Raw genomic sequence first — 16467 nt, 5'->3', positions numbered from 1 at the left:
GGCATTCCCTGGCCGGGAAACCTGCGTATCCGTTATGAAACAAGCCCTACCCATATTGTACGCTGAGTCGTTGGGCTGGCAAGAAAGCGTTCATCAGCACGCATCCCGGCAAGCCAAACAATTGCTGTCGGAGTAACGAGGAGCGGCCAGCCATCCCGCAGACGGCGCGGCAGTTTGCGGTCAACCATAAAATCTTGCACTTTCCGGCTGCCCGGCCCACCGACGGGACGAAACCGATCCCCGGCGCGTCGACGGCGCAGGATGAGTGATCCAGCGAGCCGGTCAGCATCCAGGGCTACCCACCACGCATCTGGTTCAGCGGGCGGTTCTTCCTGGACAAAGCACCACCACCCGTTGCCCAATTCGACCACACCCGGGATCGGCAAGTGGATTTCATCGTTGCTCAATTGGGGAACATCAGCAAGTTGTTGATATCCCGGTTGAGAGAGCAGCAGGGTGGCATATTCCACCTCAAGCGCGAGCGCATGCCCAAGTTGGAACTGACGTCCGACGTGGTACATGGCCTCACGCGCTGTCTCGATCAGCGTCAGGCTGAGATCAGTGACCCCAAGGTGTTCGGCGGCACGACGCAGGGCCTGGCGTTGCAAGGCCAGAGGCAGGTTAAGCAAGCGCTCGCGTTGCAAGGCGACGAAACCTGCACGTACCGTGGCGAGATCAGGCCAGACGTGATCAAGCTGGCTCTGGATAAAGGCATAATCATCAGCGACGACCCGCGCGGTACGCCCGAGGGCGGCGACAAGTTGGGGATTCTCGTTGGCAAGGATCGGCAACAACTGGCGGATCCGCGTACGGGCATAGCGTTCAGCGCGGTTACTCGGATCATCAACCGGTTCGAGGCCCTGGTGGGTCGCGTAGGCGAGGAGTTGTTCACGAGGAATAGCAAGCAGAGGGCGGAGGAGCGCCGGAGCGTCCTGCGTGGAACGTGAGAGCTCAGAGGGGGCCCATTCATCCCAGGGAACCGCTTCGCGCATTCCGCGCAACCCGGCGAGACCGGCCCCACGGAGCAGGTGGAGCAAGACCGTTTCGGCCTGATCGTCGGCTTGATGGGCGACAACAACCGCGCCTGCCCCGATCTCCATCGCTGTTGAGGCCAGAAAGTGATAGCGGGCACGGCGTGCAGCCGCAGGCAAACCCTCGGCGTGGGCCTTGGCGAGGGCTGGCACATCGCGGCGGGCAAAGGTTGCGGGCACGCCCCAGGTTGCGGCAAGCGTCGCAACATACTGAGCCTCGGCGGCAGCCTCAGGGCGAATCCCGTGATCAAGATGGGCAACATGGAGCTGCGAGCCGCCCTGCGCACGCAACTTGGTCAGCAGGTGCAATAAGACCAGCGAATCGGGGCCACCCGACACAGCGACGAGCAGCAGAACCTCAGGATGGTCGAGGTGGTACCGACGCAACACCGTGCGTACATGATAAAGGAGCGCCTCGTGCATAGGCTAAAGATGAAAACGATGGAACGTACCTACGTTCCATCGTCTTGGTGGTGTCGGGGGCGGGATTTGAACCCGCGACCTAACGATTATGAGCCGTTTGCTCTACCGCTGAGCTACCCCGACCAGCGCTCGACATTGTACCATGCGCACCAATAAGCGTCAACAAAGTTCGCTCCTTCGTTCCATCTTGACATCAGCACACGCCAGTACTATAGTAGTTAAAGATCCATAACAAAAATCCCCATCTGGTAGAAAAAGGTAGAGTCACATGGCACGCGCACTCGCATTGCTTGGCGTTTCAGGCTCACGTGTTGGCGAAACAACCGTTGTAACTGGTCGTAGTACTATTATCGGCTCTACCCCGGGATGTAACATGATCTTGCTGGATCGCCTCATTTTGCCCCTTCATGCCGAGTTACGGACGATCCTTGATCGCTGGTTTATTGTGCCGCTTGATCCTCGGGCAACCGTCTTTGTCAATGGCGAACCGGTCACGTCCCAACAACGCATCGAAGAAGGAAGCCTGATCACCATTGGCACGGTGACCTTCAAAGCTTCGCTTGAAAGCCTTGCTGAGCGTCAGGTTGGTGGCAACTCGCGCTGGTAACGAATGCGTGAGATGAAGAAGCGGCGCGAGAACCTGGTTCTCGCGCCGCTTCTTCATCCCAGGAGCCGTGAGTTCGTTTAGACTACCCCATTGGCCCAGAGATGGAAATCATTGCTAATACCACGGGTGAACCCATTGATCATCTGGGTCATCTTGAAGGACATCGTGCGTTCGCCGATCGACTGAAGCAACGCCGTTGGCATCATTCGCAGCACATTGGGCACCGGGATCGACATGTCAATCTCAACGGCATACTCAATGAGGGTGCAATCACGCCCCGGACGAAAGAACGCATCGGCCGAGAGTGAGCCGTGGAACAGGCCCTCGTCGGCGGAAAGGGGAGGACCATCCTTAGCTGGATGGATCCGGATAGCTTTGCCAGGCTCGTGATGCGCGTAAAGATCAAAGACCGCCGCCATATTGTGCCCATGCCCGTCAGTTGCTCCGACGATCAAACGATAGCGGTCTGGCGCATAGGGATAACAGCTCAGGGCATCGGGCAAGAGTTCGAAGACGGCTGGGACATCGCAGAAGTATTCATACGCCAGATCGACAGGTGCAGCAAATTGAAAGATGTGAACCGCTTGCCCACCGAGATCGATATAGCGCCTCGCTCCCGTCTGAGCCATCGGTGAGCGAAACTGGTGCAATGCCCTCATTGCTGCCCCCCATTTCATATATGCAAACCTTCGCTCGCTGGATTATAGCATTACATCTACCCAAATGCAATATAAAGGAGTGGTGTGGTTTCACAACCGGTCGCGTTCTTTGCGTTGACTTTTTGCCTCCCACGTCATACAATAGGAGCAGCGGAGCTTGATTTCAAGGAGCGTCTTATGAGCAATCGTCCGGTCGGTGAGAATAATACCGGGATCTTTACGCTACTCTTTCGTGAAACTGGCCTCTTTTTTGAGCAAGCGTGGAAGTGGACTGAAGAGCAGGCACGCGAAGATCGCCTGCTCATAGCTGATGACGACCGACGGCGCCTCACTGATGCCGAGACGCGCAAAGCTGAAGCTGAAGCACGTCTGCTTGAGCAGATCCGTCTTGCGAAACAGGCTGGCCTTGATGTTGATGCGATCATGCGTCGCGTCAAGGGGTAAGTTTTGGAGAGGGCAACACAAAACGGCCAGCAATGCTGGCCGTTTTGCGTTGCCCTCTAGCATCTATAGCACGGCTTCGGGGGCCTGGGCTTTGAGGAGGCCGATAAGATCGCGCTCAATCGCTTCGGGGGTGTCAGTCGGGGCATAACGCCGCCGGACGGTTCCGTTACGATCAATCAGGAATTTGGTGAAGTTCCATTTGATCGCCTCGCTCCCAAGAAAGCCAGGTTGGGCACGCTTGAGGTAGTCGTAGAGCGGATGGGTCGTTGGGCCATTCACGTCAACTTTGGCAAAAATCGGAAAGTTGACGCCATAGGTCATTGAACAGAACTGTTGGATATCTTCGGCGTTGCCTGGCTCTTGAAAGCCAAACTGGTTGCACGGAAAGCCGAGGATGACCAGGCCATCATCTTTATACCGCTCATACAGCGCCTCGAGCCCAGCGTATTGCGGCGCAAAACCACATTTGCTGGCGACGTTGACAATTAAGACCACTTTGCCACGATACGCGGCGAGCGACTGTGGGGTGTTGTCCAACAACGGTGCTTCAAAATCGTAAATCTGCATGGGTGTTTCTTCTTTCTCTCTATTCACTATTTTTCACGATAACGTATCTGCGAAGATATTGTGCAATACCTGTGCATACACTATACATCATCTTTACAATTCTGGCAACAGAGCATGAACGTATCACTGTGGCAGAGCAGATGCATCGATCACCTCTACCTCAGTCAGGGTTAGCATGTCGCCGTTGTTGCCAAGCGCAAGCCGTTCACCCGTTCCCGGATCATACAATCCGATGCCAACACGATAACGACCCGGTGGTGCATCCGGTGCGATTGTCAGGGGTATGTCTTGCCAGAGTCGTTCGCCCGGTTGCCATACGCTGATTGGTCGCCAGTCGCCACCTGCCAACCCATCCCATTGGGCAATTTTTTGCTCGTTGGCATCAAGCAGTTGCACAAAGACGAGGTAGGGTTGCGTTGCCGGTGCCTCGGCCCGCCAGAGCAAGCTGAGCCGCAGGTTGTCGCCACCACGCAGCCGTTCTGCACTCAGTTCGTAGCCTTCCAGCGAGGCAAGCGCGCCAAAGGTGGCTTCAAGCGTCTGCGCGGGTGGGTCAATCGTTACCGCTACCGTATTGGCACTCAGTGGTTCGATATCTTCGACCAGGCCATTGCGCCGCGCAAAGGCAGCGAGCGGAATGAACCGGCGTATCTGTTCGCCCTGGTACACCCAGAGACTGGCGAAGTATTGCCCGTCGCGCAGGTCAATGGCTTGCAGATCGATATCTGTGCCATCGAGATCCGCCGCCGGGGTCTGGAGATCAAGGCGCAGCTGGTAGTCGCCATCAGCGGGCAGGGTCATTGTTGTGCCGGCGTAATGTCCTGGGATGCCACGGTAGCCGGTGACTTCTTCGTAGATCTCGATGGCAAGCCGTAACTGCTGCGTGCTCTGATTACGTATGCGCAGATCAATCTCTGCCTCGGTCTCAAGCGGGCTCGTGCTGGTCGTGACATCAAGGATGAGCCGGTTGCGGGCGGGTTCGAGGCTAGGGCTTTTGAGCGTGCTCTTTTCGAGGGCGGCCCAGTGCATCTGCACGGGTTCAGCGGCTGGTTGCAAGACAACGCGCACTGGCACTGATATGGTGCCGGTCTGATAAATGTTCAGCCCGGGCGTGAGGTTAAGACGCTGCGTTTCGTTGCCTATCGTGAGATCGATGGTCTGGGTGATCAACGAGACAAGCGCCAGTTCGAGGTTGTTCTTGGCTGGTGTGAGATCAGAGACCGGGGCAAGGCTCAAGCTCTCAGCAGTTGCATAGATTGCTAGAGGCTCTTCAGGTGTCGCAGCTATATACGCTCCCAGCCCGTGGCTGGCGCGGAAGCGATTCGTCACGGTTGCGGGGCAGGCGGGTGCGACGTGATAAGGCCTCAGTCCGCTTAACCAGGCGATGCGTTCAGCGGGGGCAGGATAGACAGCGACCAACTCATCGCGCCAGAGGGCCTGGGTCGCAAAGCCGTGGTCGAGCGGGTTTTCGTCATGCAGCAGAATCGCGTAGGCGGGCATTGCCGCGCCGCGTGGATTGTCACTTGAGGCAAAAGTCCCCCGCACGAATCCCTCCAGCGGACGATCACGTAACCAGTAGGCCCAGGCACCCTGCGTCGTGCCGCAGAGTGCGGTAGCTGCGGCGGGTGAGAAGAAGACCGGGCCAGGTTGCACGAGATCGGTCGCAAGATGGCGCAGATCATCAGTCGCAAGGCTATAGCCCCGTGGCCCACTCGCATACGTTCGTGTTGTCCCCAGGCTAGCCGTGATGCTTGCTACAAGCACAACCAGCGCTAACATCGCACCGACGACCTGGACGATCCGGCGCTGACCGACTGCGGCACCAGTTGCACCAATGCCGGCCCCGGCCAACCCAAGCAGCAGTGGGGCCATATAGCTGGCCCCGCGAAAGTAGCCATACGGATAGGCGACCACAAAACGCAACCCCAGCAGATAGATCAGCGCGCATAGGGCGAGTCCAAGCGTTGCCCCACGCTGCGTTGTCCCACGCCAGACACCGCGCCCAAGCAGCAGTGCGCCTGCGGCCAGGGCCAGCCAGCCTAGCCATACCTCAGTACCCGTCGGATCGCTTGGCTCGGGATGGGTAAAACGCAGCCAGCCAGCCAGCACAGGGGGCGGCACAAGAAAGTCGATGCCCATAAACGGGGCTTCCGCCTCAAACATCCCAGGGAAAGCCTCGGGTGCACGCAGATTTGGCACCAGCCCAATGATCCCGCCAAGCGTCAGCAATGCAACGCCGCGCATCACGATTGCTCCAGGCGCATCGCGACGGGCAATGAGCGCTGCAAGCCCCAGCCCTAGCCCCAGCGCACCAAAAGCCGTCAGGATCGGCCAATAGAGACAGGTGAGCCCGCCCATCAACAAACCAGCCCCAACGATTGTTCGCTTGCCCCCCTCTTGCAGGGCCAGCAGCGTCACGGCAAGCGCTGCGGGCAATACAGCCAGCGCAGCGAGGCTCGCGCTAAAATTGTTATACGTAAGCCAGAGCAATAGACTACTCAGGGCAGTCAAGGCCACCCCCAGCAACGCACCTGCTCGCTGCACACCGAGTGCCCCTCGCAGCAACGCATAGAGCGCCAGCAACCCAACGCTCCGCAGGGTAGCCTGGAACGGCACCCAGCTATCCCAACTCTCCCATCCCCCAGCAAGATCGGCCATACCCTGGGCATAGGTTGCGCCAAACGCGATCAGATGAATGGGCTGATTCAGCAGCAATGAACGGAGCGGGCCAGCCGGGGCGGTGGCCAGCGTCGGATAGCTATACTCTTTGAGATAAGCCGCCAGCGACATATAAAATTCAACATCGAGCCCATAGCCAAACGACATCAAACGGCCAAAAGCCAATGCAGGCGCAACACAGAGCAGCCAGCACATCACGCTGATCCCAAGCAAGGGCAGTAGCTCACCTGCTGGCAAGATTCCTGGAAGCCGTTTGTGCTTCCGGGTCATCATTGCGCTAACGAGTAAACCGCCACTAACGAGCAGCGCGACCGGCAGGATCATGCGCAACGTAAAACCAGTGATTGTCCCATAGAACCCAATGATCGCCAGAAACGCCAGCCCGAACGCAGGCGCCAGGGTCATTTCATGGTCACGCAACGATGCTGGCAACACCAGCATCGCCAGGCCAAGACCGCAGAAGATCAGAAGGCAGCACTGCACGGCACTAAAAAGCAGCGCTTGCAATATCAGCATGACAGACCTTTCATCCACGCTGGGAACGCATCACGCCATCAATGCATCAAACCTTTGCGCCTCTGCGCCTTTGCGTCAAACTCTTTGAGGCAGGGGCTTCGCCGCTACACTGGGAGATAGCGAAAGATCAAAATAAACTGATGTTGCTGGTTGGCAACAAAAGCAAAGGGATACCCAAACGGGTAGAGGTTCATGCTCTGGTCGTGCCAGATGCGGTAGCCACGGTATTCTAGCTCTGGGAGCTGGCGCAGCCTGGCAACAATGTCGGCATGCAGCATGTTGTGGTGTTCGGCGGTTGGTTGGAGATCTTTGGTGAAGAGGACGAGGTGCCCTCGGGGTTTGAGCAGGGTAAGGGCCGCAGCCACGATGTCGTGCAAGGCGTCGAGGAAGGCGTTGTACGCGAGGTTGCCCAGATCGTCCGGTGAATGCGTAAAGGGTGTTGCGGCACCTTGCCCCCGTTTTTTGCGCTCCCCGGTCTTCGCACGGGCCTGCATCGCGGCGTATGGCGGATCAGTCAGGATCAGATCAAACGGTGCGGCCTGTACCTCGGGGATGCTCGTCAGATGCCGGGCATCCCCAATCAGGTAGGGTTGTGGGGCAAGACCGAGACGTTCACAGACCGCCTGGTAGATCGCGCCATACCGTGGTTCCAGGTCGACTCCTACCGCCTGCCGTCCTTCGAGGGAACAGGCGAGCAAGGTACCCCCCACACCGGCAAATGGATCAAGCACGCGCCCATCACGTCGTGTAAAAAACCGCACCAGTTCGGCCAGCAACTGCGGTGGCTTGGGCGACGGATGCTTCCGCCGCAGATCGTGGGCATAGCTCTCGGGTCCGCTGGTTGGATACGCCGTACTGATCACCGAGCGCAACGCATAGACCCACTCGCGGCCCGTCAATTCATTCAGGCGGTTCCGCGGATCAACGTCGCCCTCTGGCGGCTCGGTCAACCTTTGGCCTCCATCATGTTGACAAAGTCGCGGAAGAGGTAGGTTGCATCGTGCGGGCCGGGCCCGGCTTCGGGATGGTACTGCACACTGAAACAGCGCAGGCCAGGATGGCGCAGCCCTTCGACCGTCTGATCATTCAAATTAATATGCGTAATCTCCACCTCGGCTGGCAGACTGTCGGGGTCGACGGCAAACCCATGGTTTTGCGACGTAATCTCGACCCGCCCGGTGGGCAGATAGCGTACGGGATGATTGGCCCCGTGATGCCCAAACGGAAGCTTGTAGGTACGCCCGCCGAGCGCCAAGCCCATCAACTGATGCCCCAGACAAATACCAAAGACGGGCACCTTGCCAAGCAATTCACGCAGCGTCTCGACCGCATAGGCCGCCGCTGCAGGATCACCCGGCCCATTGGAATAGAAGACCCCATCAGGCAGCATCGCCAGCACCTCGCTGGCCGGAGTCTGCGCCGGAACAACCGTAACCCGACAGCCGTGATCGGCCAGGCGGCGCAGAATGGTGCGCTTGAGCCCGAAATCATACGCGACCACATGGCGAGTCAGAGGTGGCAGCAGTGTCGTGCCATAATCTGGCCCAAACGGGGCCGACCCTTCACTCCAACCATAGGACTCATCGCAGGTCACCACCCTCGTCAGATCGAGGCCTTCCATAGAGGGGGCCTGGCGGGTCTTGGCGAGCAGGGTTGCCACCGCCTCACCAGTGGTTGAAATAATGCCACGCATGGCCCCTGCCGTACGGATATGGCGCGTCAGGGCGCGTGTATCAATCTCGGCAATCGCCACAATCTGGTGGTCACGCAGCAACTGCGCCAGGCTGCCGCGGGCACGCCACGAACTATAATCCTCGCTATAGGCACGGACAATGAAACCAGCCACCTGAGGCTTGAACGACTCGGGATCAAAATCATTCACCCCAGTATTGCCAATATGGGGGGCCGTCATCGTCACCAACTGCCCGCTATACGACGGATCAGTCAGGATCTCCTGATAGCCAGTCATCCCCGTATGAAAAACAACCTCACCAATGCGTTCACCGGTCGCCCCAAACGAACGCCCCGGAAACACTCGTCCATCCTCAAGCACAAGCACAGCGTCCATAGGTGTTGTGATCTATATATTTACCAGGTTCGTACCCACGACGACCTCAGATGGAACCTATTGTAACATGACCAAAGAATCATTTCGCTTCGTGACGAACAAGCAAGCCAGCTAAACTGGCTTGCTTGTTCGTCACGAAGCAACTATGGTACTTCACCGATTATCGCGCTGCGACCGGATCAACCGCTGGGGCAACCTCGGCCTCAGGCCGAATGAGTTTGCTATCCAGTTGGAAAATTGAGGCAATTGTGACGATCTGGATGGCAACCAGCGGTGCAAGCACGGCATAGTAGCCAAACGAGAACTTGTCAACAACGCCGTTCTGTACTAAACCAACGTGCAAGAAGAACATTCCGAAGACGAAGAGGGCGACACCGGGGCAGATCAGCGCATAGCTCGCCGGGCTGCGGCCTTCGCCCATCAGGTAGGTGCGGAAGTAGCCGACTTTGTGCAGGACAATGAAACCACCCACTGCAAAGTTCAACTGCAACATCAGGATCGAGCCCGTTAGCAAGAACATCATCCCCGGCTCGGTGGTGTGCAGGCCAAAGCCGTGATGCAGACCGTGGCTGATGCGCAGCAGGGCGATCCCCGCCAGTGTCAGGATTGGAATGGGGATCCAGAGACTTGCGCCGGCTTCGAGGTTCAGACCGTTCAGCAGCATCCCACGCAGGCCGAGGATCATCTTGGGCAGGCCAATCAAGACGGCGGCACCAAGGAAGAGCATCGCAGCAAGAATGCTGACCGTAATCGTGATCTTGTTGCCACTCATTGCGGCAGGTGCAGCCAGACCAACGGCTACCATTGAGAAGGCCATCGCCGCCTGAAGCTGGCTAAAGCTGTTGTTCTTGTCGTAATCAAAGTTGCCTGCCATCAGCATCCGGCCAAAGTAGTTCATGAAGATCCGCAGGGCCAGAATGCCAACCAGGAGCAGAGCGGTCAAGGAGAAGGGGAAGAGATACTCGACAATGTTCCAGAGACCCGGCACAAAGACGGCCCCGGTCGCAAAGAGCACGTTCACCGTCATGCCCAACGTCAACGGCAAGGCCATGGTCGCGACGGCGCTGTTGTTGTTCAACATCCGCTCGTAGGCCGGTGTACGGCGAAACGCTGCGTACTCGCGCAAATTCCAGAAGAGCAGGCGCAAATGGCGGAAGGCAAAGAAGAGAATGGCTGCCATGCCCAAGAAGACCAGGAAGCTCTGTACGCCACCAGCACCACTCAAGAACGCCGCAATGCTATCGAAGGTGACAATCGGCGTCTGGGGATGCGGTACCATAAAGTTCAGATAAATGAAAAACGCAACCGCCATGCCTCCGTTCCCCAGCGAGGCCAGAAAATAGAGGGGTGAATAGCGCTCACCAAGATCCCGCCGCAGACCAAACCAACGTTGTGCAACATTCAACATACAGACCATCCTCCTAGAATCGAGACGTTTTGTTTCCAGTTGTGCGCTTTGCACGCTTCTTTGCTGATATGATGCAGCGTTGCACAAAAAGGTTACAGGGTTTGTAGACCTTCTGCGCTGGTTCGGCGAGCAAGCTCGCCGAACCAGCGCAGAAGGCCGAGTGGCATGGGGCAAAGGCCGGTGTTTGGCACGGGCAATGGTATAATGATGAGTGATGGTGATTGTATCCGTACGAGGAAGTTTTTAGGCGTGCTATGACGTTGTTAAGTGTTGGCAATCTGGGCAAGTATTATGGAGCCGAGCAGATCTTTCGGGATCTGAGTTTTCAGGTTGCCCGTGGTGATAAAGTAGCCCTTGTTGGTGTTAATGGTGCCGGCAAGAGTACGTTGCTCAAAATCATTGCTGGTCTCGAGGCACCCGATAGCGGCCAGGTCGCCGCTGCACGTGGCTTGCGTGTGGCCTATCTGGCCCAAGAGGTGCGCTTTCAAGGTGACCGAACGCTCTGGGAAGAGATGGAGGCAGCGCTGAGCAATCTGGCCGATCTGCAGGCCGAGATGCTTGCGCTCGAGCCAGTCATTGCCGTGACCGATGCCCCCGGTTGGGCCGAGGCAATGGAAGCGTATGGTGAGTTGAGCGCACGCTTTGAGCACGGCGGCGGCTATGAGATCGAGCCGCGCATCAAACGAACCCTCCAGGGCCTGGGCTTTCACGAGGCTCAGCACCAACAGCGCCTCAGTCAGTTTTCTGGTGGGCAGAAGACCCGTGCGGCCCTCGCGGCCACGCTGCTTTCGGATCCTGATCTGTTGCTCCTCGATGAGCCGACCAATCACCTCGATATGCAAGCGCTCGAGTGGCTCGAGCAGTTTCTTCGCAATTGGGACGGTACGCTCATCGTTATTTCGCACGATCGCTATTTCCTTGATCGAGTGACGAAACGCACGCTCGAAATTGATGCCGGTCGTCTCGAAGAATACCCTGCCGCCTACAATAAATATCTGGAACTCAAGGCTGAACGGATGGAGCGACGCCTCAAGGAGTTTCAGGCGCAGCAGGATTACATCGCCAAAACCGAGGATTTTATCCGGCGCTACAAGGCTGGTCAGCGTGCCCGCGAGGCGAAAGGCCGTGAGAAACGCCTCGATCGGCTCAAGCGTGATAGTCTGGTGCAACGCCCGAAGGATCAGGCCAAATTGCGTCTCTTCCTCGATACGCAGTTGCGCAGCGGTGAACTTGTGCTTGCCCTCGATAACCTGGTGATTGGGTACCCTGGCGACCGCACCAGTGTCTCTGATCCGCGCGTCTTGCTCCGCGCCGATGATCTGGCGATACATCGTGGCGACCGGGTCGCGCTGCTTGGTCCCAATGGCAGCGGCAAGACGACGTTGTTGCGCACAATCCTCAATGAACTCAAGCCCCTCCAGGGGCATCCACGGCTCGGCCACCAGGTTCACCCTGGCTACTATGCGCAAGGCCACGATGTGCTCGATTGGAATGCGACCGTGATTGAAGAATTGACCAGGGTTCGGCCAAACCTAGGGGAGCCTGCCGCCCGCAATCTTCTTGGTCGTTTCCTCTTCAGTGGCGATGATGTCTTCAAGCGGGTCGGCGACCTGAGCGGCGGCGAACGCTCGCGGGTGGCGCTGGCCCAATTGACGTTGCTGCCTGGCAATTTGCTGATCCTCGACGAGCCAACCAATCACCTCGATATCGGTGCCCGTGAAGCGCTTGAGGGGGTGCTCAAAGAATATCCCGGTTCGATCCTCTTTGTCTCACACGACCGCTATTTCATTGATGCGCTCGCCGATAAGATCTGGTTCGTAGACCAGGGCCGTGCCCGGGAATATATCGGTGGTTATACCGATTTTGTCACGAGCCGTGAAGCTGAAGCGGCCCGGGCGCCTCGGGAACCCGAACCACGGGAAGCCGAGTTGCCCAGCGCTTCGCCGACGGCGCAAGCGTCCCGGCCCGAGCCCCTTCGCCAGAATCCCGAAGAACGTCAGCGTAAGCGGCGTCTTGCCCTGCTCGAACAAGAAGTTGCCCTGCTCGAACAAGAGCTTGAGCGGCTCAAAATCGAGCTAGAAGCCGCTAGTACGGCCCAGAATATCAAGCAGATCACCGACCTTGGCACGCAATACGCCGAGCTTGAGACGCTACTTGCCGCCAAATATGCCCAGTGGGAGCAACTCGCCGCCTAAGCCGTGATCTACCATGACTACGCATCTATCTATGATGCGATCGGCCAGGCCGCTTTTGCTGCGACCCTTGCCGAGCGCATTCTGGCAGCGTTGCCCCACAGGCCCAGACGGGTGCTTGATCTTGCCTGTGGGACGGGGGCGGCTGCCTTCGTCTTTGCTGCCGCCGGGCTCAGAACCGTCGGCGTTGACCGCTCGCCCCAGATGCTTGCCTTCGCTCACGCCCGTGCCCGGGCAGCTGGTTTTGCGGTGACCTTGATCGAGGCCGATCTGCGTGCGTTGCCTTCCAGTCCACCAGCAGGCCCTTTACTGCATCAAGCAGCCCTGGAACCTGCGAGCTTCGAACTTATCACCTGCCTCTATGATAGTCTTAACTATCTGACAGTTGATCACGAGCTTGCTCAGGTCTTGACCAGTGCTAGCTATCTACTCAAGCCAGGCGGTCATCTCTTTTTTGACCTCAATACCGAGCACGAATTCAAGACCTGGACCGAAAGCGATCAGGTCGTCTATGATGACCAGGGTATCCTCGTGTATAATCGCCTCAACTATGATCCAGACCGTCGCCTTGCGACAGGCCACATTGGCTGGTTTGTCCGTGACGATACCGGGCGCTGGTGGCCTGGGAGCGAAACCCATACCGAGCGCGCCTGGTCAGACAATGATGTGGAGGCCGCCCTCGCTGCCGCTGGGCTGACCCTCGTCACCCGTCGCACCCCTCGCTGGGAGCTAGCCCCGGCTGATGCGCCACGTATCGTGTATCATGCCTGCAAACGTTAGACCTCAGAGGTCTGACAGACCTCTGAGGTCTTGTCTAGCGGATTCATTTCTCGAAGACCATGACGACGACGGCAGAAGATGCAAGCGCACTCCTGATATGCTGCCGAGATGACCACGTAGGGGGCTAAGCTTCATCTGAACGACGTCTCTCGGGTAACGCTATGCATGATCTACAGACAAACCTTGCTGAACTGGCCCATTTCTGTGCCGCACGAGGCGTTGAGGCATGGCTCGTCGGGGGGGCCGCCCGCGATCTCGCTCGCGGCGAGGTTCCCACTGACCTGGATATTGCTGTGGCAACCGATGGCTATCAGCTTGCCCGTGCCTATGCTGATGCGCGAGGGGCCTCGTTTGTCGGGCTTGACGAAGCCCGGGCGACTGGGCGGGTCGTCATCACCGGGGCACAGCCGCTCACGCTCGATCTGGCAGGTCTGCGTGCGCCAACCATCGAAGCAGATCTCGCACTCCGTGATTTTACGCTCAACGCATTGGCGTTACCCCTCGACTTTTGGAAGCAGCCGACTGCTACTTTTGGTGATGGCGTACCCGATGCGGCCTGGCTCGATCCAACCGGGGGGCTCGCCGATCTACAAGCCGGGTTGCTCCGTCCGTGTAGCCCGACGAGTCTTGCTGATGATCCATTGCGTGTTGTCCGGGCCGCTCGCTTTTGTGCGCGCCTCGGGGTACAACCGCATGCAACCTTGCTCCCACTGATGCGTGCCACCGCCCCGGCGCTGGCAACCGTGGCCGCTGAACGCATCAGCGACGAGTTGCTCAAATTGCTCGATGCCCCTGTGTCGGCACCCTGGTTGCACTACCTCGATGCCTGCGGTGCGCTCACCATCATTTTGCCCGAACTCGAAGCCTCCCGTACCTGTAGTCAGCCGATTGTCCACTTTCTGCCTGTCCTGGCCCATAGCCTGGAAACAGTCGCCGCCCTTGATTGGTTGCTCAGTGGTTTGTTTGGTGAAGACTCGGTTCGCCGGTCTGCTGCCAGCGATGATCAGTCTGATCCTGCCTGGCTTCCCGTTGCGGTGCAGACGCACCCGGGCATAACGCGCAACTTGCCCTTTGCTGAAACATTGGCCCCATTGCTTGGCACCCCCTGTGGTGCAGGTCACTATCGCCGTGCAGCGCTGCTCAAGTTGGCCGCGCTCTTGCACGACAATGCCAAACCACTAACCCGTGTCGCCCATCCCGACGGCACCGTTACCTTCTATGGACACCAGAGTCTTGGTGCCGAGCGCGCCGCACTGGCCGTGCGGCGTTTGCGCCTGAGTCGGCGGGATGGCCGCTACGTCACGCTGATCATCCGCGAACACATGCGCCCCGGCCAACTCCGCACCAGTGAGGTTCTTACCATGCGTGCGGTTGCCCGCCTCTTCCGTGACCTCGGCGACGCCGGGCCTGACCTCTTGCTCCATGAACTCGCCGATCACCTGGCAACGCGAGGGCCAAACCTCGATCCCGCAGGATGGCAGGCCCATCTGGCCTGGGTTGAACTGCTGTTGCAACACTACTATGCCCCCCCGATGACAAAACGCCAACCTTTGCTCAACGGCCATGAATTGATGGCTGCATGCAATCTAAAACAGGGACCACAACTCGGGACACTGCTCCAAGCTATCGCCGAAGCGCAAGCGGCGGGCGAAATCACGACCCGCGACCAGGCACTTGAACTCGCACGCGCCATGCTTGCCTCGGCGGGTTCAGAAGCAGACACTCAGAACATATAGACTGCTTGTGTGTGCCAAAACAGCCAGCGAAGCTGGCTGTTTTGGCACACACAAGCAGAATACCTGGGGGCCACAGGCCCCCAGAAAAAACAAAGCTCTTCCAAAATGAACCAAGTAATGGTACAATAGACAACCGGCTTCCCATAAGCATCAAACATATGGTTTCGACCCTCCTCACTCATAATCATTTCTATACTCCACATTTTCAGATGTCAGTACGTTGTAGAATTGTACTGCTCATCAGCCTTTCCTTGCAGCCTGAATTCATCTGGATTGTGAACGCGCAGACCGGTCAAGTGTCGCAACAGCAGAGTTGTACCACCTGACAGGGTCCATCCCCTGATCTCATCGGCCAATGCTGGCTCGTTGGGTATATTGAAGGAGGCACGAATGTTGGGTCGTGGTCGTTGGTTGTTGGTCACACTGGCCTTGGCAATGCTAGTGTCGGGCTTTGCGTTCACGTTTGCGCAAAGCAATCTGGGCAGCGGGTCGTTCACCGCCGCGCCAGAACGGATTGTCCCCGTCTCAGAGGCAGATCTCGACGCATTCCTGTATGAGCGCGTCTCCCCTGAAGACGCGGCGCTGATCGCTGGCCTGGTTGCCCGTGATCGGATCGCCCCTCGTGGTGCCGTGATTCCGGCTGCCCAACGTGGCGAGGACACCACCATTCCCACCCTCGAAGCCATGGGCGACGAGGTGATCGATGTCGTGGTCTATCTGGATATGCCCGCCTTGGTCGAGCAGGTGAGCATTAGCGGTGCCCAGCGCGCTGCGTATGCCAACCGCATTGCCCAGGTGCAGACGCGGGTCGGCAGTGAGATCGAGGCCCTCGGCGGGACGGTGATCTATCGTTTCACCACGCTCAGCAGTGGCCTTGCCGTGCAGATGCCGGCCAACCTTGCTGGCCGCGTGAGCCGGATTGCTGGCGTCGAGCGGCTTTCGCATGTGCGCAATTACACGCGTGACCTGACCGAGACGGTGCCCTTCATCGGAGCCAGCACGCTGCAAAGCCTGGATGTCACCGGTGCTGGGGTCAAAGTTGCCGTCATTGACTCGGGGATTGACTTTAGCCACCTGGCTTTTGGTGGCCCAGGAACCGAGGCTGGCTGGGAAGCCGCCTACTATGGCGATAGCCCTGATTGTGATCGCGCAGCTGCCCACGATCCTGATTGTGCCTATGCGCAACCCGCCGATCCGGCGCTCTTTGGCCCGGCGGCCCCGCGCATCAAGGGTGGCTTTGACTGGCTCGGTGAGCAGTGGGGTTCTCTCAATCCTGATGGTTCGACCAATACGACCATTATCACCGATAGCAACCCGATTGACTTTGAAGGCCACGGCACCCACGTCGCCGATATCATCG

13 protein-coding genes and 1 tRNA gene are annotated in these 16467 nt (G+C 58.3%); 6 read left to right on the top strand and 8 right to left on the bottom strand.

Features of this window, described 5'->3' with window-relative positions; translation table 11 throughout:
* Positions 1 to 32 precede the first annotated feature (32 nt).
* Entirely contained in the window at positions 33 to 1454 is a 1422-nt protein-coding gene (gene tilS / locus EYB53_RS08030; RefSeq protein WP_135477690.1) for a tRNA lysidine(34) synthetase TilS, read from the bottom strand.
* A 48-nt stretch (positions 1455 to 1502) separates the two neighbouring features.
* A tRNA-Met gene (locus EYB53_RS08025) sits at positions 1503 to 1577 on the bottom strand.
* A gap of 145 nt (positions 1578 to 1722) precedes the next feature.
* On the opposite strand from EYB53_RS08025, the gene EYB53_RS08020 reads away from it, so the two are divergent.
* Positions 1723 to 2061: an FHA domain-containing protein gene (locus EYB53_RS08020; protein WP_135477689.1), complete on the top strand. Its 339-nt coding sequence runs from the start codon at positions 1723 to 1725 to the stop codon at positions 2059 to 2061.
* A 77-nt stretch (positions 2062 to 2138) separates the two neighbouring features.
* Here the strand turns inward: EYB53_RS08020 and EYB53_RS08015 are convergent, their stop codons facing one another.
* Positions 2139 to 2720 (bottom strand): DUF1997 domain-containing protein, encoded by a 582-nt coding sequence (locus EYB53_RS08015; protein ID WP_254150966.1) that lies wholly within the window; start codon positions 2718 to 2720, stop codon positions 2139 to 2141.
* Positions 2721 to 2897: 177 nt separating this feature from the next.
* On the opposite strand from EYB53_RS08015, the gene EYB53_RS08010 reads away from it, so the two are divergent.
* Positions 2898 to 3164 carry a hypothetical protein gene (locus tag EYB53_RS08010; protein WP_135477688.1) on the top strand — a complete coding sequence of 89 codons (267 nt, stop codon included), beginning with the start codon at positions 2898 to 2900 and terminating at the stop codon, positions 3162 to 3164.
* Positions 3165 to 3227: 63 nt separating this feature from the next.
* Here the strand turns inward: EYB53_RS08010 and EYB53_RS08005 are convergent, their stop codons facing one another.
* The 5 genes from EYB53_RS08005 to EYB53_RS07985 form a co-directional block, all read right to left on the bottom strand.
* Positions 3228 to 3731, bottom strand: a complete 504-nt coding sequence (locus EYB53_RS08005; RefSeq protein WP_135477687.1) for a glutathione peroxidase — start codon at positions 3729 to 3731, stop codon at positions 3228 to 3230.
* Positions 3732 to 3854: 123 nt separating this feature from the next.
* Positions 3855 to 6923 carry a hypothetical protein gene (locus EYB53_RS08000; protein WP_135477686.1) on the bottom strand — a complete coding sequence of 1023 codons (3069 nt, stop codon included), beginning with the start codon at positions 6921 to 6923 and terminating at the stop codon, positions 3855 to 3857.
* Between the two features lie 104 nt (positions 6924 to 7027).
* The gene (locus tag EYB53_RS07995; RefSeq protein ID WP_135477685.1) at positions 7028 to 7873 is read right to left on the bottom strand and encodes a TRM11 family SAM-dependent methyltransferase; all 846 of its coding nucleotides are present in this window, start codon (positions 7871 to 7873) and stop codon (positions 7028 to 7030) included.
* Positions 7870 to 8991, bottom strand: a complete 1122-nt coding sequence (carA, locus tag EYB53_RS07990; protein WP_135477684.1) for a glutamine-hydrolyzing carbamoyl-phosphate synthase small subunit — start codon at positions 8989 to 8991, stop codon at positions 7870 to 7872. Before carA ends, EYB53_RS07995 begins: the two co-directional genes overlap by 4 nt.
* Positions 8992 to 9151: 160 nt before the next feature.
* Entirely contained in the window at positions 9152 to 10399 is a 1248-nt protein-coding gene (locus EYB53_RS07985) for a TsoY family (seleno)protein (RefSeq protein ID WP_254150965.1), read from the bottom strand.
* Positions 10400 to 10653: 254 nt separating this feature from the next.
* Between EYB53_RS07985 and EYB53_RS07980 the strand changes: the two genes are divergently transcribed.
* The 4 genes from EYB53_RS07980 to EYB53_RS07965 form a co-directional block, all read left to right on the top strand.
* Positions 10654 to 12594: an ABC-F family ATP-binding cassette domain-containing protein gene (locus tag EYB53_RS07980; RefSeq protein ID WP_135477683.1), complete on the top strand. Its 1941-nt coding sequence runs from the start codon at positions 10654 to 10656 to the stop codon at positions 12592 to 12594.
* Between the two features lie 3 nt (positions 12595 to 12597).
* Complete coding sequence (locus EYB53_RS07975; RefSeq protein WP_135477682.1) at positions 12598 to 13371, top strand: class I SAM-dependent DNA methyltransferase; 774 nt, start codon at positions 12598 to 12600, stop codon at positions 13369 to 13371.
* Positions 13372 to 13532: 161 nt separating this feature from the next.
* Positions 13533 to 15107, top strand: coding sequence for a tRNA nucleotidyltransferase/poly(A) polymerase-related protein (locus EYB53_RS07970; protein ID WP_135477681.1), 1575 nt, complete (start codon positions 13533 to 13535; stop codon positions 15105 to 15107).
* Positions 15108 to 15497: 390 nt separating this feature from the next.
* Positions 15498 to 16467: S8 family serine peptidase (locus EYB53_RS07965; protein WP_503827059.1), on the top strand; the 970-nt coding region annotated here is incomplete at its 3' end.

It is taken from the genome of Candidatus Chloroploca mongolica, assembly GCF_004762035.2.
Classification (GTDB): Bacteria; Chloroflexota; Chloroflexia; order Chloroflexales; family Chloroflexaceae; genus Chloroploca; species Chloroploca mongolica.
This window is presented reverse-complemented; position numbering and strand designations above follow the sequence as displayed.

What these genes read in the sequence shown, in the direction of transcription:
- tilS (WP_135477690.1), bottom strand. Translation starts at nt 1,454, where the DNA reads ATGCACGAGGCGCTCCTTTATCATGTACGCACGGTGTTGCGTCGGTAC.
- EYB53_RS08020 (WP_135477689.1), top strand. Translation starts at nt 1,723, where the DNA reads ATGGCACGCGCACTCGCATTGCTTGGCGTTTCAGGCTCACGTGTTGGC.
- EYB53_RS08015 (WP_254150966.1), bottom strand. Translation starts at nt 2,720, where the DNA reads ATGAGGGCATTGCACCAGTTTCGCTCACCGATGGCTCAGACGGGAGCG.
- EYB53_RS08010 (WP_135477688.1), top strand. Translation starts at nt 2,898, where the DNA reads ATGAGCAATCGTCCGGTCGGTGAGAATAATACCGGGATCTTTACGCTA.
- EYB53_RS08005 (WP_135477687.1), bottom strand. Translation starts at nt 3,731, where the DNA reads ATGCAGATTTACGATTTTGAAGCACCGTTGTTGGACAACACCCCACAG.
- EYB53_RS08000 (WP_135477686.1), bottom strand. Translation starts at nt 6,923, where the DNA reads ATGCTGATATTGCAAGCGCTGCTTTTTAGTGCCGTGCAGTGCTGCCTT.
- carA (WP_135477684.1), bottom strand. Translation starts at nt 8,991, where the DNA reads ATGGACGCTGTGCTTGTGCTTGAGGATGGACGAGTGTTTCCGGGGCGT.
- EYB53_RS07985 (WP_254150965.1), bottom strand. Translation starts at nt 10,399, where the DNA reads ATGTTGAATGTTGCACAACGTTGGTTTGGTCTGCGGCGGGATCTTGGT.
- EYB53_RS07980 (WP_135477683.1), top strand. Translation starts at nt 10,654, where the DNA reads ATGACGTTGTTAAGTGTTGGCAATCTGGGCAAGTATTATGGAGCCGAG.
- EYB53_RS07970 (WP_135477681.1), top strand. Translation starts at nt 13,533, where the DNA reads ATGCATGATCTACAGACAAACCTTGCTGAACTGGCCCATTTCTGTGCC.